The following is an 18,842-nucleotide window of genomic DNA, read 5'->3' as shown; positions in this document are numbered from 1 at the left end:
GGATGGGCCCGACGGGCCCATCCGTTTTTTTGGTTTCTCCGGCCTATTTTGCCTCTTCGCTTTCAGCCGGTGCGCCGGGGAACCATTTGGCGATCAGCGTCCCGGTAAAGCCGTCGGCCTCCATCTCGTCCATCGCCGCCTCGACCTGCCCAAGCAGCTTGTCGTTTCCCGACTTGAGAGCGATGACATACTGCTCACCGGAAAATTCCTCGGGCAGTATCAAATATCCCGGCTCCTCCTTTGCGAGGTAGCGGGCCGTGTCCCCGTCCACCAGGACCGCGTCCACCCGGCCTTCCCGCAGCCCCGCAAGCGCGGCGGCGCTGTCGGAATACTGCATGAGCTCGCCGATCTGCGACGCCGCCTCGTCTGCGCCGAGCGCGCCCTCGCCGGCGCTCCCAACGCAGAGACCCAAGCGCTTGCCTGCCAGGTCCTTCTTGCGGGTGATCCCACTGTAATCGGTGGTCATAATTACTTGAGAGCCGGAGCGGTAGGGCTTCGTGAGGAGCAGATCGCCCCCCTGCGAGGCGGTCAGGCCCCCGATGAGCAGCTCCACCTTGCCTTCCCCGAGCGCTTGCGCCTTACCCTGCCAATCCACCGTCTCGATTTTAGCTTCCATCCCCATGCGGGAGGCAAGCTCTCTGACGTATTCCACGTCGAAGCCGGTGGCCTCGCCATTTTCCTCGAAGCTCAGCGGCGGCAGTGAGGCGTTCACCCCGACCGTCAGCTTCTTTGACCCGAAGAGCCCTCCCCCACCGGCCTGCTGCGAGCCCTGGCAGCCTGCCAGCAGCCCTGCGGCGGCGACAGCCGCGAGCAGGAGCACCGTCCATTTTTTCATTGAAATCCCCCACTTGTAATTTTTATCCAATCTGGTGGCGAATCCACCTCGCCTGTGTTAAGCTATATTATAACAAAATAATCTGTAATTTGCTACCAATTCGCCGAAAAACCTGATTCGGGGGATATTTGATGTCCTATTCGGTCAAACGCGACAAGCTGGAGCCCTTCCCGGGCCTTTCAAGCTATCCGCACAGGGCCTATCTTGAGCGGATCCTGGTGGTGATCCTGCTGATCTTTAAACGGAAAAAGTGGTTTTAAAAAAACCGGCTACTACCAAGGAGCGCCCTTCTTTTCTTCCGGACAGGGGTGGCGTTGCGCCCCTCCCAAAGTATGGCAGACTTTGCCTGCCATACTTCCTTATGCGTGCTCGCGTAAAAGGGCGCATTTTTTCTTCAGGGCGGAGATTGAAGCTGCGCCCTTTCCAAAGTATTGAAAGCAAGGCTTTCAATACTTCCATACGAGTGGTTCCGGAATGGCTGCAGCCGGTTTCTCAATTTTTGATGAAACGGTAGTGTAAGGAATCGAATACTCCCTTGTCGGTAATCCGGATTTCTGGAATGACCGGCAGCGCCAAAAAGGACATGGTGATGAAGGGCTCGAATCCCTCGGGGACGCCCATCCGGTGCGCCTCGAGCGTCATATCTGCAATGCGCTCCTTGACCGCCGCGGGCTCCTCATCACTAATCAGCCCGCAGATGGGAAGCGGCAGGGTATCGACCACCCGGCCGTCCTGTACCAGGGTATAGCCGCCCTCGCAGCGGCACAGCTCCCGGATGGCGCAGAGCATGTCACGGTCGTTGTCCCCGATCACGATCAGGTTGTGCGAGTCGTGGGCCACAGTCGTGGCGATCGCTCCGTGCACCGAGAAGCCCTTGACGATCCCGACCCCGACCCGGCCGCTGGCGTGGTGCCGCTCGACGACCGCAATTTTCTGATACACCCGGTCCGCCTGGAAGCAGTCCCCCTCCTGCCCGACCTCTTCAAGCAGACAGGAGGTGCCAATCTGTCCCGGGATCAGCCCGATCACCGGGGTGGGATTCCGGCCCAGCGGCAGGCGCAGGTCCTGCTCATTCACGGGCGCGACCTTGACCGTGTCCAAAAGGGCGGCGGGGCAGGGTGCGCCGGTGAGGCGCTCCGCGCTCCCCCGCTCGCTGACCAGCTTTCCGCCGCAGTAGACCGAATGGATTTTGACCCGCTCCAGATCATCCAGCACCACCAGGTCGGCCCGACAGCCCGGGGCGATTGCGCCCAGCTGGCGCAGGCCATAAATCTGCGCGGGGTTTAAGGTTGCCATCCGGTAGGCCTGCACCGCCGGTACCCCGAACCCGATGGCACGGCGGATGTTGTGGCTGATATGCCCCTCGCGGCTGATGTCCTCGAGATGCTTGTCGTCGGTGCAAAACGCGAGGCGGTCGTAGCCCAGGCCGTTCTTCTGCACGGCGCGCAGGATCGCCTCCAGATTCTTTGCCGCCGACCCCTCCCGCACCAGGAGATAGAACCCTGCGCGCAGCTTTTCGAGGACCTCGTCCTCCCGCGAGCACTCATGGTCGGTGGCTATGCCGCTCAGCCGGTAGGCCTGCACCGCATTGCCCGTCAGCAGCGGAGCGTGCCCGTCGATGATCCCGTCCCGGAAAGCCGCGAGCTTCCTATGGACCTCCTCGTCGCATTGCACCACCCCAACGTAGTCCATCATCTCGCCCAGGCCCAGCACGCCTTCCTGCCCCTTGAGGCGCAGCAGCTCCTCGGCCCCCAGCACGGCCCCGCTGGTTTCAAAGGGGGTGCAGGGCACACAGGAGGGCAGCATGATATAAATATGCAGCGGCAGTCCCTCGGCCTCATCGAGGAAGTATTCGATCCCCGTAAGCCCGCTGACGTTGGCCACCTCGTGCGGGTCGGCGATCACGGTGGTTGTGCCCCAGGGAAGGATCTCTCCTGCCAAGCGGGCGGGAGTGGTCATCGAGGACTCGATATGCATGTGCGCATCGAGGAAGCCGGGCACCAGGTACCTGCCCGAAAGATCGACTTCCCGTTCTCCCTGATAGCGGCCAACCCCGAGGATGATCCCATCCCGGATGGCGACGTCCGACTCTAAGAGCTCGCCGGTATAGACGTTGAGCACCGTCGCATTCTTCAAAACGAGCGGCGCCAAGGCCTCCCCCATCGCCGCGGCAATGCTTTCCCGATCAATCGTCACAGGCACACCCCTCCCATTATTTTTAAACACTATTGTAATATACTCCTGCAGGGAAATCAAGTAAAAAGGCAATCGCTCCGTTTAAAATAAATAAAATCCAAAGAAATAATTGATAAAATTTGTCAATGCTGCTATAATATAACAAACGTGTTTTGAAAGGGAGGGTTCTCATGAACGAAAACGGTGTAACCATTTATTACCAGGGGAATACCAATATCTCGATCGATGCGATCCCGGGCCACTTTGTGACCAGCCATTCGCACATCAATTATTACATCGACATCACCAGCATGAAGCATCGCCACATGATGGCGATGGATGCGGCGGCTGAGATGGCCAAGCGGTATGAGATGAATACGCTGGTCAACACCATCGTCTGCATGGACGGAAGCGAAACCATCGGCAGCTATCTCGCGCAGGAGCTCTCCAAACCCAACGTCCACTCGGTCAACAGCAATAAAAATATCTATCTTGTCACGCCAGAGTACAACTCGAACGGACAGATGCTCTTCCGCGATAACCTGCAGCCGATGATCTCCGGCAAGAACGTGCTGATCCTGATCGCTTCGATCACCACCGGTAAGACGATGCACCGCACTCTGGAGTGCGTCCGGTACTACGATGGCAGGGTTGCGGGCATCTCCGCGATCTTCAGCGCCATCCCCGAGATCGAAGGGGTCGAAATCCATCCCCTCTTCACCCGCGAAGATATCCCCGGCTACAGCACCTATTCCTTCCGGGACTGCCCAAAATGCAAGGCGGGTGAAAAAATCGACGCGCTGGCCAACAGCTTTGGCTACTCCAAAATTTGACCTTAACCGGAATATTCTAAATGGCCCGCCGGCAATTGCCGGCGGGCCGTTTCTTTTGGATGGTTCTGATGATTTGATTATTATTCCGCGGCGGAAGTGAGCGCGCCGGCCATCTGCTCCATCATCTCGGCCATACCGCTTACCAGGCCGCCCATGACGGCATCCAGGAGATTTTCGTCCATTTCGACCTTCCAGACGCCGTTCGCCTTTGTGAGCCTGACGTCCACTTCGGCGGTGACGGGGTTCTCCTTCGCAGTGCCGACCAGCTCGATCACTTTGTCCTCGACAGCCTGGTTGATCTTTGCCTCGTCGGTCTCACCCGTAACGGCCTGCTCCATGGCGAAAGCCATCAGGTCGTTGAAGAGGGTGGACATGTTCGCATTGGTGACCTTGGTCTTGATGACGGCGCTGTCCCCGTCCTCGGTGATCTCGCCCAGCTCATAGCTGAAGTTCTCGACAAACAGCTTGCTCAGTTTTTCCCCATCGGCAACCGGGCTCATATTGCTGAGATTGACGTTCTCGCCGCCGATAAAGTACTGGGCAATTTTCTCCTGGTCGAGCGCTTTGAACGCATCAAACGCCGCAGCAGCGGCCTGCTCGGGAGTCGTGTCGCCGGCGGGCGCCTCGGATTGCTCCGAAGAGGTCTCCTCGGAAGAGGCCTCAGAGGAGCTTTCGGAAACGGCGGAGCTCGCCTCTCCCGCCGAGGAGGTCTCCTGCTCGGCCGGTTTGCTGCCCGAGCAGGCGGTCATGGAAAGTGCAGTGGTCAGAGCCAATATCGCGACTAAAATCTTCTTCATATGAATCTCCTTATCATCGAACATAATTTTTGCCGGCCTGCCGGGGCCGGACAGTTGCTTTTCGATTATAGCACAGTTTCCGCCGAATCACAGCTGTAATTTACAAAATCATCCTATTTTTATAGATATTTCCAGATTTAACTGCCTATCTTAATAATTTCTGGTTGTTTTATTACGGCATTGGAGCATCTGTCAAAAAAAGAAAGCTGTGGGTTTATCCACAGCTTTCATATGGCGCTTATTGCGCTGTGCATGCCGCGAAAAGTTAGGCAGCGACAGAAGAGGTCTCGGCCTCAGAGGAAGCCTCGCTGCTCTCCTCGGAGGAAGCCTCGCTGGACTCCTCAGAAGAAGCCTCACTGCTCTCCTCGGAGGAAACCTCGCTGGACTCCTCAGAAGAAGCCTCGCTGCTCTCCTCAGAAGAAGCCTCACTGCTCTCCTCGGAAGAAGCCTCGCTGGACTCCTCAGAGGAAGCCTCGCTGGACTCCTCAGAGGAAGCCTCGCTGCTCTCCTCAGAAACGGAGCTGGTGGGCTCGCTCGCGGAGGAAGACTCCGAAGCGGTGGAGCCGCAAGCAACCATGGAAAGAGCAACAACTGCAGATAACATGCAAACTAAAATCTTTTTCATTTTGATTTGACACTCCTTGTTTTTGATGGATTGCTCACTCATTATAGCATATTTTACGAGAAACGCTAGTTAAAATTGCAGTTTCTTGCTTGATTTTGCAATCTTCATTGCAACCTCCTGCATTTTTTTCAGAATGTAAAAAAATAATAGTCAAAACGACGAAAGATTTTCAACACTCTTCCTTTATACTTATAGTAATTTTTCCTGTCATCCTTTTTCTACAATTTGGAATAACAATTTGTTCACAAGACGGAAAAATATCGTTCACGAATTCTTTTGTTTTGAACAATGCTTGCAATCACTTTTCATTTGCGCTATCATATATATAACGCGTATCAGCCGCATGCTGCCGATTTTTTCGATCGGCAGCATGTATTTCTTTTGCATTTGAATCTGGAAGGAGACGTTAAAATGGCCGATGTGGCGAAAAAACAAGCTGGTATGACCGACATGACCACCGGAAATCCCGCCAAGCTGATCTTTTTCTTTTCGGTTCCGCTCCTGATCGGGAACATGTTCCAGCAGCTTTACAACATGGTGGACAGCCTGGTCGTGGGACGCTTTGCCGGCGAGATCGCGCTCGCGGCGGTCGGTACCGGTTTCCCGGTCGTTTTCATGATGACCTCATTCTTCATGGGAATCGGCATGGGCGCGTTGGTGATGATCTCCCAATATTACGGCGCCAAGGACTTCGAGCAGGTCTCAAACACGGTGAATACCATGTATACCACCGTGATCGTGGGAGTGGTCCCGCTGACCATCCTCTCCCTGCTGATCGCCGACCCGCTGCTGCGCTTCATCAAGGTGCCGGAAAATACCATGGCAGACGCCAAGACCTACCTGATCATCCTCTTCCTCGGCATGATCGGCACGCTCGGCTTCAACATCAATTCGGGGATCATGCAGGGGCTGGGCGATTCCAAGACCCCGCTGCTCTTCCTGACCATCGCCTGTTTTATCAACATCGTGCTGGACCTGGTCTTCGTCATCAACTTCCATTGGGGTGTCGCCGGGGTGGCGATCGCCACCGTGATCGCCCAGATCTTCTCATGGGTGTTCGGCATCTTCTATATCAATAGGAAGTACGACTTCATCCACATCTCCCCCTTCAAGCTGCGCTTCGTCAAGCCACTCTTTGTACAGATTATCCGCCTGGGGATCCCTTCCGGAATCCAGCAGGCACTCTTCTCGGTGGGCAGTATCGCGGTGCAGTCGCTGGTCAATTCCTTCGGCCCCGCTTTCATGGCCGGCTTCAACGTGGCGAACAAGCTGGATACCTTCGCCTTCCTCCCCATCCAGAGCATCACCAACGCCGTCACCACCTATGTGGGGCAGAACATCGGCGCGGGCAAGCTTAAAAGGGTACACCGCGGGACCATCTCGGCTTTGGTGATGTGTGTTTTGGTGAGCATAGTCCTCGGCGGCGGGGTAATCCTTTTCGGCTCCCAGCTGATGGGGCTCTTCACCACCTCGCAGGAGGTTATCGCCTCGGGCTGCGCCTACCTCAACCGGGTCCTTCCCTTCTATGTTCTGCTTGCGCTTCTCTTTGTCTTCAACTCGGTCATGCGCGGCGCGGGCGAGATGGTGGTCCCCATGGCCTCCTCGATCCTTTCCCTCTGGGCGGCGCGCGTGCCCGCCTCCTACCTGATTACCCATTTCTTCGGGCGGGACAACATGTTCTTCAGCTATGCGTTCGGTTGGGCAATCGGCGCGGCTCTCACCATGTTCTTTTACTTCAAGGGCGGCTGGAAGCACAAGGCCATCACCTATTCCCAGTACGATGAGGCCGCCGACACCGACAACTAATATGCGAAAGCGGGCCGTTGAAAGAATCAACGGCCCGCTATTATTTTTTATAAAACAAAGCGGCGGAAGGAATGTGACCGTAGATCGGCCGTCTAAATCCTTTGGCTGAATTCAATTTGCTCCCCCGAGGGACCGACAAGCGTAAAGTAGCGCACCTTGCGCTCGAACATGTTGAGAGTCCGGATCCGCGGCTCAAGCATCGGCAGCTTCTTCTCTTTCACCCGCTCGAACGCCTCCTCGATGTCCGCCACGCTGAGCGCAAGGTGATCGATCGCCCCGCTCTTCCCGGCGATCGGGCCTCCCTGGTAAACCCCGATCTCCACATTCCTGAGGCGCAGATACGCCATACGGATCAACTTGCCGTCCTCCTGCGGAAGCTCGGTAAAATACTCCAGCCCAAAGCCGATCGCCTCGTAAAACTGGATGGTGTGCTCGATGTCCATCGTCGGGATGCCAATATGCTCTATCCCGATGATATTCTCTTCCAGCGTCATAACCGGCCCTCCTCTCCCCACATTCCAACTTCATTATAGCACTGCAGGCCAGGGAGAAAAAGTCCTTTTTGGTTGACAGGCCAAAAGAATTGCAGTAAGATATACGCGAGTGACAAAAAAGTGAACATCAGGGGTGCTGAAAGGATTTATTGATAAATCCCGGTTCGGCTGAGAATGGAGGGACGTTCCCCTCCTAAACCCTTTAACCTGATCCGGATAATGCCGGCGTAGGAAGAAATGGTTGCTGTATATCTGCCAATTTCTGCGCAAGGCTTTCCTTGCGCTTTTTTGTTTGCTTAAATTTTCGGGCAAAGCCCGGCAAAAGAAAGGAAGTTTCATCATGCAAAAACCAGAAGCAAGCATTGCCATCCAGGTGGTGCCGAAGGCCCCGAACAACGAGGAGGCCGTGCGGATTATCGATGCTGTGATCGCCCACCTCAAGGGCAGCGGGCTGCCCACCTATGTCGGCCCGTTCGAAACCTCGGTGGAGGGGGACTACGACACCCTCATGCAGCTGGTCAAGGACTGCCAGCTCATCTGTACCCGCGAGGGTGCGCCGAGCGTCGCCGCCTATGTCAAAATCTCCTACAACCCGAACGCCGGGGTGATGACCATTGATGAAAAAGTCACCAAGCATCATCAGTGAGCTCTACCCGCTGAGCTTTCTCGCCCTGCTTTTGCTGCTGTGGTGGCTGGCCTGCGCGCTTGGGCTGATCCCCGCATTCATGCTCCCTTCGCCCGGCAGGGTGCTGGCGGCCTTCATCGGGGATTTTCCCCTGCTCATGCAAAACGCCGCCGTCTCACTGACGGAATCCGCCATCGGGCTGTCGACGAGCATCGCCGCCGCCTTTTTTCTGGCGGTGGCGATGGACCGCTTTGCGTTCCTGCGCCGGGCCGTCTATCCGGTGATTGTACTCACCCAGACGGTGCCCACCATTGCCGTCGCGCCGCTGCTGGTGCTCTGGCTGGGGTATGGGCTGCTGCCCAAGATCACCTTGATTTTCATCACCTGCTTCTTCCCGCTGGTGGTCAGCATCCTCAGCGGCTTCGCCGCAGTGGACCCGGATACCGTCCGCCTCTTTCAGTCGATGGGCGCCTCCCGCCGTCAGATTCTTTGGCAGCTCAAGCTTCCCTCGTCGCTGGAAAGCTTCTTTTCCGGGCTGCGGGTGAGCACGGCCTATTCCATCGTCGGAGCGGTGGTGGCCGAATGGCTGGGCGGCAACGGCGGGCTCGGGGTCTATATGACCCGGGTGCGCAAGGCCTATGCCTTCGACAAGATGTTCGCGGTGATCTTCCTGATCAGCGGGATCAGCCTGCTGGCGATGTGGCTGGTCTCCCTGCTCCAGCGCGGGGCCATGCCCTGGAAGCACAGGCAGGACACCCGCGCAATACTGAAATAAAAGGAGAACCTGACATGCCGATAAGAAAACTGCTCAGCCTGGCGCTGAGCCTTTCCCTCTGTATGGGCGTGCTGAGCGCCTGTGCGGGCCCAACCTCCACGGAACAGCCGCAGGAAGCCGGACAGAAGGCCCTTACCGTGGTGCTCGACTGGACGCCCAACACCAATCATACCGGGCTCTATGTCGCACTGGAAAACGGCTATTATCAGGATGCCGGACTGGATGTAACGATCGTCCAGCCGCCCGAGGACGGCTCGATCGCGCTGGTCGCCTCGGGCAAGGCGCAGTTCGGAGTAAGCATCCAGGAAAACCTCGGAACCGCACTGAGCGCCGATCCGCCCCTGCCGGTGACCGCCGTGGCCGGGATCATCCAACACAACACCTCGGGGATCATCTCCTTGAAGAGTGCCAGGATCGACAGCTTCAAGTCCCTGGAAGGGAAAAAATACGCCACCTGGGACGATCCCTTCGAGCAGTCGATGATCCGGGATTCGATGAAGGCGCAGGGCGGCGACTTTGGCAAAGTGGAACTGATCCCCAGCACGGTCTCCGACGCGATCTCCGCCATCCAGACCAATGTGGACGCCGTTTGGGTCTATGAGGCGTGGGACGTTGTGGCCGCGCAGCTCGCCGGAGTGGACTATAACTTCATCAAATTTAGCGACTCCGACCCGACTTTCGACTATTACACCCCCATCCTGATCGCCCAGGATGAATTCCTGGAAAACAACCGCGAGACAGCCAGGCGTTTCCTGGAGGCGACCAGCAAGGGATATGAATTCGCCATTCAAAATCCCAAGGAGGCGGCCGGCCTGCTGCTGAAATCGGTGCCCGAGCTCTCCCCCGATCTGGTCTATGCCAGCCAGGAATTCCTCGCCGGGCAGTACAAGGCCGAGTATCCGCGCTGGGGCGAGATCGATGAAAGCCGCTGGAAGGCCTTCTACGACTGGATGTACCAGGTCGGGGTCATCCAGAAGGAGCTGGGAGCCGGCGGCTTCACCAACGAATACCTCCCTGCAGCACAATCATGAGTGTGCTGCAAGCCGAGGGGCTTTGTAAAAGCTACGACGGGCGGTGCGTGGTACAGGACATCAGCCTTGCCCTCGAGCGCGGCGAGCTCGTTTCACTGCTTGGGGTCAGCGGGATCGGCAAGACCACCCTCTTCAACCTCCTCTCCGGGCTCGAATGCCCGGACAGCGGGCGGGTGCTGCTCGAAGGGGAGGATGTGACCGGGCGCTCGGGCAGGGTCAGTTACATGCAGCAAAAGGACCTTCTTCTCCCCTTTCGCACCGTGCTGGACAACGTCTGCCTCCCGCTGCGCCTTGCAGGCGCGGCAAAGCGGGAGGCGCACCGGCGCGCCGGGGAGCTGATGGAGGAATTCGGCCTTGGCGGCAGCGAAAGGCGTTATCCCAGCGAGCTTTCCGGCGGGATGCGCCAGCGCGCCGCACTGCTGCGGGCTTATCTCTTTTCTGAGCGGGTGATGCTGCTCGACGAGCCGTTTTCCGCCCTGGACGCCATCACCAAGTCCTCGCTGCACCGCTGGTTCCAATCGGTGCGCAAGAAGCACGGCACCTCCTCGATCTTCATCACCCACGACATCGACGAGGCGATCTTCCTCTCGGACCGGGTTTACATCATGTCCGGCGCGCCGGGAAGGATCACCGCCGAGCTTCAAATTGAACTGCCGGGAGAGCGGGACGAGGATATTTCGATGAGCGACGCGTTCATCCATTATAAAAAGCAGATCCTGCAAGAAATCCGCAGTTAAAAACAGGGCTCCTATTCCAGGAGCACGTATAAAGGGCACAGCGTCAACCCCCGCCCTGAAGAAAAGAAATGCGCCCTTCCGGGAGCACCCATATAAAAGTATTGGAAGCGCAGCTTTCAATACTTTGAGAAGGGCGCAGCGTCAACCCCCGCCCTGAAGAAAAAAGGCGCGCCCTTAAGCGCGTTGTTTTAAGAAAACACAGAGGGACGGCTGCCGCCGTCCCTCTGAAATATTTCTTATCTCACCGCCCCATTTGGGGCCCTGTTTTTAATACTCGTTTGCCGCTTTGAGCAGCAGGTGCAATGCGTGGGAAGAGGCGATTGTACGGATATATTCCCTCGCATCGTCGTCCTCCCGGGAAATTTGCAGCTCGAGCACTTCCCGGCAGCGCCCGCTGTCTACCGCGACGTAGACGAGCCCCACCGGTTTCTCCTCCGAAGCCTTCGGCCCCGCATTGCCGGTCACCGCAACGCCGATATCTGCCCCCGAGAGGCGGCGCACCCCGGCGGCCATCTCCCGCGCACATTCGCGCGAGACGGCGCCAAAGTGCGCGAGCGTCTCGTGGCGCACCCCCAATAGCTGCTCCTTCATCTCGCAGGAATAGCTGCAAACCCCACATTCAAACACCCTGGACGCGCCGTCCACCTCGGTCAGCCGCTTGGAGACGAGCCCGCCGGTGCAGCTCTCGGCCGTCGCGGCGTGCAGTCCCTTCTGCATCAGGGCCCGGACCGCTGCGGTTTGCAAGTCTCCAACGTCGATCCCGTAGAGGTATTCCCCGGCCAGCTCCTTGATCTGTCCGATCACGGGTTCAATCAGGGCGGGCGCGTCCTCCTCCCGCCTGACGCTGGCGGTCACCCGCAGCATGACCTCCCCCGTCTTGGCGTAGGGGGCGACGGTCGGGTTGGTGCTTCCTGTCATCAACCCGTAGAGCCGCGCCTCCAGCGCCGACTCCCCGATCCCGAAGAAATGCAGGTTGCGCGATACCAGCACGGTATCCTGAAAACGGGAGAGATAGGGCAGCACGCAGTGTTCAAACATCGGCCCCATCTCGCGCGGCGGGCCGGGCAGCAGGATGGCGATCTTCCCATCCTGTTCGATGGCGCAGCCCGGGGCGGTGCCGTTTTTGTTTTCAAAGATGGTGCAGTCCTTTGGCATATAAGCCTGCTTTTTGTTGTTCTCGGTCATCTGCCGGCCAGAGCGCCGAAAGTACCCCTCGATCTTTTCGAGCGATTCGGGGTCCAGCACCAGCTGGCGGCCGAAGTATCCGGCGATCGTTTCCTTGGACAGGTCGTCGTAGGTCGGCCCGAGCCCACCGGTGGTGATCACGATGTCCGCCCGCGAAAAGGCAAGGCGCAGGCTGTCACGCAGCCGCTCGGGGTTGTCCCCCACCACCGATTGGTGATAGACGTTGATCCCCAAATTCGCCAGCCCGCGCGCGATGTAGGTCGCATTGGTGTTGACGATGTTCCCCATCAGGATTTCGGTCCCAATGCAGAGAATTTCAGCACTTTTGTTTGCCAAACTGTTTGCCCCCTTTGATATGGCCTAGCCTAAAATTTCCCGGGCAATGTCCACCGACTGCTTGGCGTCCCGGGCGTAGAAGTCGGCCCCGATCTTCCCGGCATAATCCGCGGTGAGCACCGCGCCGCCCACAAACACCTTGCAGCCGGGCAGCCTCTCGTGCAGCGCCTTTATGGTCGCCTCCATGCTCGGCAAAGTGGTGGTCATCAGGGCGCTGAGCCCCACCAGGCGCACCTCCTGGCGCACGGCTTCGTCCACCACCCGCGCGACCGGGACATCCCGCCCCAGGTCGATAATCTGATAGCCGTAGTTTTCCAAAATCGCCTTGACGATGTTTTTCCCGATGTCGTGGATGTCCCCCTTCACGGTGGCGAGCAGGATCTTCCCCTTGCTCACCGAGGGTTTCCCGGCGGCGGCAATCCTCTCCTTGACCACCTCGAAGGCGGCCTGCGCCGCCCCCGCAGCCTGCAACAGCTGCGGCAGGAAGAGCTTGCCCTGCTCAAACCGGGAGCCGACCTCGTCGAGTGCAGGAATCAGCCGATCATTGACCAGCTCCATCTCGCCCATATCCGAGAGCAGCGCTTTCGCCAGCTCGCGGCTCTCCTTTGCAAGTCCGCGCAGGATCGCGTGCTCAATGGTCATCCCCTGCACAGAGACGACAGGCGCCGCCCCCTTCTCCTGCGCATATTTTGTGATAAAGTCCTTGGCTCCCTCATCCTGGTTATACAGCACCCTGAAAGCGGCCACGGCCCCCATCATCGAGGGGATGTTCGGGTTGATGATCGGCAGGTCCAGCCCGTGCGCCAGCGCCAGGGTGAGAAAGCTCTGGTTGATCAGCTCCCGCCCCGGCAGGCCGAACGAGATATTCGACACCCCCAACACCGTTTTGAGCCCTAGGCGTTCCTTGACCATCTGTACCGCTTTGAGGGTTTCCATCACTTCTTTTTGCTGCACCGAGGCGGTCAGCGTCAGGCAGTCGATGTAGACATCCTCCCGGCGTATCCCGTACCGAAGGGCGGCATCCAGAATACGCTGTGCGATGGCAAAGCGCTCCCCGGCCTTTGGCGGGATCCCGTTTTCATCCAGCGTCAGCCCCACCACGGCGGCCCCATATTTTTTGACCAACGGCAGGATCCTCTCAAGCACCGCCGCCTCGCCGTTGACCGAATTGACCACCGGCTTGCCGTTATAAAGGCGCAGCGCGTTTTCCAAGGCCTTTGCATTCGAGGAATCGAGCTGCAACGGCGCGTCGATTACTGCCTGCAGCCGGCAGACCACCTCGGGGAGCATGACCGTCTCGTCGATCTCGGGCAGGCCGACGTTAACATCCAGAATGTCCGCATCCGCTTCGATCTGGGCAATGGCTTGGGAGAGGATATAATCCATGTTGTGCTCGATCAAGGCCTGTTTAAAGAGCTTCTTCCCCGTCGGGTTGATCCGCTCGCCGATGACGGCCACCCCGTCGATGGCCACCGTTTTGGTCGGGGTGCAGATGGCCGCGCGCGCCGGATATTCCCGCTTGGCTGGGCGCTTGCCGGAGAGCGTCTCGCGCATGCGGGCGATGTATTCGGGGGTGGTGCCGCAGCAGCCGCCTATGGCCGAAACCCCGATTTCCATAAACTGCAAGGCGCTCCCGACGAACGCCTCGGGCGTAACGTCATATTTCCCGGTCTGCGGGTCGGGCAGCCCCGCGTTTGCCTTGACGATCAATGGCAGCCGGGTCCAGACGGAGAGCTCCTTCGCGATCGGATAAATCTCTTTGGGGCCGAGCGAGCAGTTGATCCCGATCGCGTCGGCACCCAACCCCTCCAACGTCAGAGCCATCGCGCTGACGCTGCACCCGGTGAAGGTGCGCCCGCCCCGCTCAAAGGTCATGGTCACGAAGACCGGCAGCTCGCTGTTTTCTTTGGCCGCGAGCAGCGCCGCCTTGACCTCATAAAGATCGGTCATGGTTTCGATCACGATCAGGTCGGCCCCGCAGCGCACCCCGGCGTCGATCTGCTCCTTGAAAAGCGCATAGGCCTCGTCAAAGCCAAGGCTTCCGGCCGGGGCGAGCAGCTCCCCGATCGGCCCGACATCAAGCGCCACTTTAGTGGCGTTCGTCCCGGCGCAGGCCGCCTTTGCCGCGCGCACCGATGCTTCGATGACCTCAGCTGGCGTATGGCCGGTCCCCGCCAGCTTATGGGCGTTCGCCCCGAAGGTATTGGCATAGACTACCTGGGCCCCCGCCTCGATATATTCACGATGGATCCCTTCCACCACCTGCGGGTGGGTAATCGAAAAGAGCTCCGGGCGCTCCCCCAGCCGCAGGCCGCGGCTTTGCAGCATGGTTCCCATCGCCCCGTCGAGGAGAAGCAGGCCATCATGCAGCGCTTCAAGAATCTCCACAGTGTCTTCCTCCCCGTCTGTAATTGCAGCTTTGACGCAGGCCGCAGCTCTCGCAGCTGCGCCGCCGCGCCGGCAAAGGTCTTTTTGAAATTCCAATGATGGCGGTCACCGATTTGCGCGGGGTGAGGATATTTTCCCGCGTCGCACACAGCCCGATCTTGCGGGAGGTATCCAGCAGGGCCGTCAGCTCCCGCTGGCAGGTGATGGGCAGATCCCCGTACCCCGGGCTGTACCGGGTGGTGGCGTACCGGCCTTCCGCTTGCAGCGTTTCCTCCAGCTCCCGTTGGAGCTTGTCGCAAACCTCCTCGATCGCCGCGGTGGCGCAGCAGTCGAGCACCAGGGCTTTGGCCATCTGCCGCACCTGCAGCGCGGCGACGGCGCGGTCCACCCCGCCGCCCAGGGTCGCCGCCAGCAAAATGCAGGCCGCGCACCCATCGAGGTGCCGTCTAATATCCTCTCCCGGCAGCAGAAGCCCGCTCCCTCCCAGCCGCACGCCCCCTTCTTCAAAGCGCACATCCAGCTCGCGATAAACTGTGCGCGGCCGCGCCAGGGAGGCCATCTCCTCCCGGCACTCCCCGATCAGCGCGCGGGTGCCCTCGTCGGGCGGCGCTGAGCGAAGCCCGAGGTATCGCAGCACCTCATCGGGATCAATAAAGAGTCTGCCCTCATTCATTCTCGCACTCCAGGATCGAGGCGATACTCCCGCTGACCTTGCGGGCAACGTAGGGATTGTTCATGGTGTAAAGGTGTATCCCTTCCACCGAATTCGAGAGCAGATCGATGATCTGGCTGATGGCGTAATTGATCCCCGCGTCGCGCAGCGCCTCGGGGCTTGCGCCGTAACGGTTCATGATCTTGGACAAGGAAGCCGGGATGCTTGCGCCGCACATCGAGACCATGCGCTCGATCTGTTTTTTGTTGACCACCGGCATAATCCCGGCCTGGATGGGGACATCGATCCCCTTCTTGCGCACCAGCTCCAGAAAACGGTAGAAATCCGCGTTGTCAAAAAAGAGCTGGGTGATCAAATGGGTCGCGCCCATCTCCACCTTTTGACGCAGATGCTCCACATCCTGCTCGAGGCTGTCGCATTCGGGGTGCCCCTCGGGATAGCAGGCGGCGGCAATGTCGAAACCACCGTGCGCGCGGATGGTGCCGATCAACTCGCTGGCATAGTGGAATTCGAGCCTTGGAGGCAGTTCAGGATTCATATCACCGCGCAGGGCGAGGATATTCTCGATCCCGGCTTTTTCAAGCCTGTCGAGGGACTTTTGCACCTGCTCGCGGCTGGAGTTGACGCAGGTCAGATGGGCCAGCGGCTCAATATGATAACGGTTTTTGATCTTTTGAGCGATTTCCAGCGTCGAGTTGTCCGCCAGGTTTCCGCCCGCGCCGTAGGTCACGCTGATGTAATCGGGACGCAGTCCCTCGAGCGCCTCGAGGGTGTCATAGATCGTCTCGATGGAGCCGCTCTTCTTGGGCGGGAACACCTCCAGCGAAAAGACGGCCTTTCGTTTTGTAAACAGGTCCGCGAGCTTCATATACTTTCTTCCTTTCGGCAGGGAAATCGCAAGTATGTTTTAATCAGATGCCTATAGTCATGAGGGCCGGCTGCAAAAACAGCAAGCCAGCTTTTATTATAATCAGTTTTTGGAGGAATGTAAAGCGACTGGAACGGGACAGGCTTGACAATTCGCCGCCTTCCTTTTATACTGATTGGGTAACTCGGAGGGTATCCCGAAACGGGCAATGCTGGATAAGAGAATTAACATTGGTTAATTTTCTTATCCTTTTTTCATGGAATGAGGAGGATTAAACTTGCAGATTGCCGCCAGAGACCTGACCAAAGGAAGCATCTATCAAAGCCTGCTGCTCTTTGCCGCGCCCTTTTTGCTGGCCAACTTCATCCAGGCGCTGTACGGGACGGTGGATATGATCGTGGTGGGCTGGTTCACCGATGCCGCCGGCATCACCGCCGTCTCGATCGGCAGCCAGATCATGGTGCTGGTCAACAGCATGGTCACCGGGATCACCATGGGCGGCACCATCCTGATCGCCCAGTACATGGGCGCCGGGCAGGAGCACGAAATCAGCCGCACCATCGGCACGATGTTCACCCTGTTTTTCTTAATCGGACTGGCGCTCACGGTTCTGCTTTTCGGCGGAGCTTCCCCGCTGCTGATCGCCCTGCAGACCCCGGCCGAAGCCTTCCCGGACACCATGGCCTACACCAGGATCGCCGCCTGCGGCGTGATCTTCACCCTGCTCTACAACGGGGTCAGCGCCATCCTGCGCGGGATGGGCGACTCGGTGCGCCCGCTGCTATTCATCTCGGTGGCCTGTGTCTGCAACGTCCTGCTCGATTTGCTGTTTGTCGGCGTGTTCCATTGGGGTCCGGGCGGTGCGGCAGCGGCCACCATCCTCTCCCAGGCGCTGAGCATGGTGCTCTCCATCCTCTATCTCAGGCGCAGGGATTTCGTCTTCGACTTTAAACTGCAGAGCTTCCGCCTCTCGGGTTCCAAGGCCCGCAAAATCATCCATCTGGGGTTGCCGATCTCGCTGCAGTCCACCATGGTGGACATCTCGTTTCTCATCATCGCGGCGGTGGTCAACACCTTTGGCGTCACTGCGGCGGCCGCGGTGGGGATCGCGGAAAAGTTCAACAGCTTCGCCATGCTGCCGGCGAGCGCATTGTCTGGGGCCATCGCCTCGATGGTGGGGCAGAACATCGGCTCCGGCCAGCCCGAGCGGGCGCGCAAGGTGCTGCGCATCGGGATTGTCTTTTCGCTCATCGGGGCGCTCGGCTTCTTTTTGTGGGTCCAGCTCTCCCCTGAATCGGTCATGCTCCTCTTCAAGGCCGACCGGGAGGTCATCGAGGCGGGTCTGGATTATATCCGGGCGTTCAGCTTCGACTTTTTGCTGGTGGCCTTCGTCTTCTGCATGAACGGCTTTTATAACGGCTGCGGCTGCACCGTCTTTTCAATGGTCAACGGCCTGCTCGCCACCTTCCTGGTGCGCATCCCGCTGGTATTCTTGCTGGGGAACATGCTCGGCATGTTCGGCGTGGGGCTGGCGGCCCCCCTGGCCTCCTTTGCCTCGATCGTTTTGGGGTACTGGTATCTCTTTACCGGGCGCTGGAAGCAGCAGGGGCTGATTTCCCCCGAGGCCGCTCCCGCAGCATAACAGGGTAACAGAAAGGCCGCCGGCAATAGCCGGCGGCCTTTCGTTTTCACTCCCCTTGCAGAGGGGTATCCTTCATAAAGTTTTCCACTGTGGCAAGGTCGGGCATGGCGGGGATTGCCCCCTTGCGGGTGGTCACATACGAACCGACGCCGTTGCCGAAGCGCACAACCTCCTCGAATGCCTCCCGGGAATAACCGCAGACGTTTTCAAACCCGGCCGCGGAAATCTTTGAGAGCACCCCGCCGAAGAAGGCATCCCCCGCACCGGTGGTGTCCACCGCCTTGACCGCAAAGGTCGGCAGTGTGCCGCACCCGCCGGGATACCGGTAAAAGCACCCCTGCGCCCCCAGTGTGACGAAAACGATCTTCGGCCCCCAGCCACTGAGCAGCTGCGAGCCCGCCTCGAAATCGCTGGTCCCGGTGAGGAACAAAAGCTCCTCCTCCGAGATTTTCAGGATGTCCGCAAGCCCCATGGCTGAGAGGATGACCTCCTTCGCCTCGTCCAGCCCCTTCCAGAGCAGCGGGCGCAGGTTGGGGTCATAGGATACGGTGATCCCGTGCTCCTTGGCCCAACGCGCGGCGTAGAGGGTCGCCCCCCGCGCCGGCCCGCCGGTCAGCGAGACCGAGCCGAAATGAAAGATCTTCGCCTGCCCGATCAGCGAAAGATCGACATCCTCTTCGCGCAGCAGCAAATCCGCTCCAGGATTGCGGATGAAGGTGAAGGAACGGTCCCCCCGCTCATCCAGGTTTACAAAGGCCAGGGTCGTTGGCGCCTCACGGGTTGCCTTGAGGCCCCGCGCGTCGATCCCGGCGCGCTCGATGTCCGCGCGCAGCATGGCGCCGAAGTCGTCCTTACCCACCATCCCGATGAAGGCGGTCCTGCCGCCCAGGCGGGAGAGCGCGGCCAGGACGTTGGCCGGCGCGCCGCCCGCATTGGCCTGATAGCTGCGCTCCCCCACCGGGGCAAAGTCGATCAGCAGCTCGCCCAGTGCAACCAGATCATACATTTTATCGCCAT

At 59.0% G+C, this 18,842-nt stretch carries 18 protein-coding genes and 1 riboswitch; of the genes, 8 read left to right on the top strand and 10 right to left on the bottom strand.

From position 1 onward, the window contains the following. Positions 1-43: 43 nt before the first annotated feature. The gene (locus tag EDD78_RS03595) at positions 44-835 is read right to left on the bottom strand and encodes a substrate-binding periplasmic protein (protein ID WP_132083989.1); all 792 of its coding nucleotides are present in this window, start codon (positions 833-835) and stop codon (positions 44-46) included. 131 nt (positions 836-966) lie between these two features. Here EDD78_RS03595 and EDD78_RS14170 point away from each other — a divergent pair, with 131 nt between their 5' ends. Further along, the gene (locus tag EDD78_RS14170; protein ID WP_286170702.1) at positions 967-1,095 is read left to right on the top strand and encodes a hypothetical protein; all 129 of its coding nucleotides are present in this window, start codon (positions 967-969) and stop codon (positions 1,093-1,095) included. Positions 1,096-1,327: 232 nt separating this feature from the next. Here the strand turns inward: EDD78_RS14170 and ade are convergent, their stop codons facing one another. Then, positions 1,328-3,031, bottom strand: a complete 1,704-nt coding sequence (gene ade / locus EDD78_RS03590; RefSeq protein ID WP_286170701.1) for an adenine deaminase — start codon at positions 3,029-3,031, stop codon at positions 1,328-1,330. Between the two features lie 170 nt (positions 3,032-3,201). Between ade and EDD78_RS03585 the strand changes: the two genes are divergently transcribed. Beyond that, on the top strand, positions 3,202-3,843 hold the full coding sequence (locus EDD78_RS03585) for a type I phosphoribosyltransferase (RefSeq protein WP_079699368.1): 642 nt from the start codon (positions 3,202-3,204) through the stop codon (positions 3,841-3,843). 80 nt (positions 3,844-3,923) lie between these two features. Here the strand turns inward: EDD78_RS03585 and EDD78_RS03580 are convergent, their stop codons facing one another. Both EDD78_RS03580 and EDD78_RS14090 read right to left on the bottom strand, forming a co-directional pair. After that, positions 3,924-4,640, bottom strand: coding sequence for a hypothetical protein (locus EDD78_RS03580; RefSeq protein WP_132083988.1), 717 nt, complete (start codon positions 4,638-4,640; stop codon positions 3,924-3,926). Between the two features lie 265 nt (positions 4,641-4,905). Next, positions 4,906-5,265, bottom strand: coding sequence for a hypothetical protein (locus tag EDD78_RS14090; protein WP_207668647.1), 360 nt, complete (start codon positions 5,263-5,265; stop codon positions 4,906-4,908). A gap of 411 nt (positions 5,266-5,676) precedes the next feature. Here EDD78_RS14090 and EDD78_RS03570 point away from each other — a divergent pair, with 411 nt between their 5' ends. Further along, positions 5,677-7,071: an MATE family efflux transporter gene (locus EDD78_RS03570; protein WP_132083987.1), complete on the top strand. Its 1,395-nt coding sequence runs from the start codon at positions 5,677-5,679 to the stop codon at positions 7,069-7,071. A gap of 92 nt (positions 7,072-7,163) precedes the next feature. Here the strand turns inward: EDD78_RS03570 and EDD78_RS03565 are convergent, their stop codons facing one another. After that, a complete protein-coding gene (locus EDD78_RS03565; protein ID WP_132083986.1) occupies positions 7,164-7,565 on the bottom strand; it encodes a VOC family protein in 402 nt (133 codons plus the stop codon). 119 nt (positions 7,566-7,684) lie between these two features. Further along, a riboswitch (TPP riboswitch) is annotated at positions 7,685-7,816 on the top strand. Between the two features lie 89 nt (positions 7,817-7,905). Between EDD78_RS03565 and EDD78_RS03560 the strand changes: the two genes are divergently transcribed. The 4 genes from EDD78_RS03560 to EDD78_RS03545 are packed head-to-tail and all read left to right on the top strand — an operon-like array spanning position 7,906 to position 10,733. Next, positions 7,906-8,211 (top strand): thiamine-binding protein, encoded by a 306-nt coding sequence (locus tag EDD78_RS03560; RefSeq protein WP_079700445.1) that lies wholly within the window; start codon positions 7,906-7,908, stop codon positions 8,209-8,211. Next, entirely contained in the window at positions 8,183-8,965 is a 783-nt protein-coding gene (locus tag EDD78_RS03555) for an ABC transporter permease (RefSeq protein WP_350308572.1), read from the top strand. The genes EDD78_RS03560 and EDD78_RS03555 overlap by 29 nt, the downstream gene beginning before the upstream one ends. 14 nt (positions 8,966-8,979) lie before the next feature. Further along, positions 8,980-9,996 carry an ABC transporter substrate-binding protein gene (locus EDD78_RS03550; RefSeq protein WP_132083984.1) on the top strand — a complete coding sequence of 339 codons (1,017 nt, stop codon included), beginning with the start codon at positions 8,980-8,982 and terminating at the stop codon, positions 9,994-9,996. Further along, entirely contained in the window at positions 9,993-10,733 is a 741-nt protein-coding gene (locus tag EDD78_RS03545) for an ABC transporter ATP-binding protein (RefSeq protein ID WP_132083983.1), read from the top strand. Before EDD78_RS03550 ends, EDD78_RS03545 begins: the two co-directional genes overlap by 4 nt. Before the next feature lie 267 nt (positions 10,734-11,000). Here the strand turns inward: EDD78_RS03545 and EDD78_RS03540 are convergent, their stop codons facing one another. Genes EDD78_RS03540 through metF form a run of 4 tightly spaced genes read right to left on the bottom strand, consistent with a single transcriptional unit; the run spans position 11,001 to position 16,183 of the window. Continuing rightward, positions 11,001-12,254, bottom strand: a complete 1,254-nt coding sequence (locus EDD78_RS03540) for a competence/damage-inducible protein A (protein WP_286170699.1) — start codon at positions 12,252-12,254, stop codon at positions 11,001-11,003. 24 nt (positions 12,255-12,278) lie between these two features. Further along, positions 12,279-14,642 (bottom strand): homocysteine S-methyltransferase family protein, encoded by a 2,364-nt coding sequence (locus tag EDD78_RS03535; protein WP_132083982.1) that lies wholly within the window; start codon positions 14,640-14,642, stop codon positions 12,279-12,281. Then, positions 14,629-15,315 (bottom strand): vitamin B12 dependent-methionine synthase activation domain-containing protein, encoded by a 687-nt coding sequence (locus EDD78_RS03530; protein WP_132083981.1) that lies wholly within the window; start codon positions 15,313-15,315, stop codon positions 14,629-14,631. Before EDD78_RS03530 ends, EDD78_RS03535 begins: the two co-directional genes overlap by 14 nt. Next, complete coding sequence (gene metF, locus EDD78_RS03525; protein WP_132083980.1) at positions 15,308-16,183, bottom strand: methylenetetrahydrofolate reductase [NAD(P)H]; 876 nt, start codon at positions 16,181-16,183, stop codon at positions 15,308-15,310. The genes EDD78_RS03530 and metF overlap by 8 nt, the downstream gene beginning before the upstream one ends. A 277-nt stretch (positions 16,184-16,460) precedes the next feature. Between metF and EDD78_RS03520 the strand changes: the two genes are divergently transcribed. Next, positions 16,461-17,825: an MATE family efflux transporter gene (locus tag EDD78_RS03520; RefSeq protein WP_132083979.1), complete on the top strand. Its 1,365-nt coding sequence runs from the start codon at positions 16,461-16,463 to the stop codon at positions 17,823-17,825. A gap of 46 nt (positions 17,826-17,871) precedes the next feature. On the opposite strand, the gene EDD78_RS03515 is transcribed toward EDD78_RS03520, so the two are convergent. Continuing rightward, a complete protein-coding gene (locus EDD78_RS03515) occupies positions 17,872-18,831 on the bottom strand; it encodes a carbohydrate kinase family protein (RefSeq protein ID WP_132083978.1) in 960 nt (319 codons plus the stop codon). Positions 18,832-18,842: the final 11 nt, after the last annotated feature.

Origin of the sequence: Harryflintia acetispora (genome assembly GCA_004340125.1) — a bacterium.
Classification (GTDB): domain Bacteria; phylum Bacillota; class Clostridia; order Oscillospirales; family Ruminococcaceae; genus Harryflintia; species Harryflintia acetispora.
The sequence above is the reverse complement of the archived record's forward strand: the minus strand, read 5'-3'. Positions and strand labels throughout refer to the sequence as shown.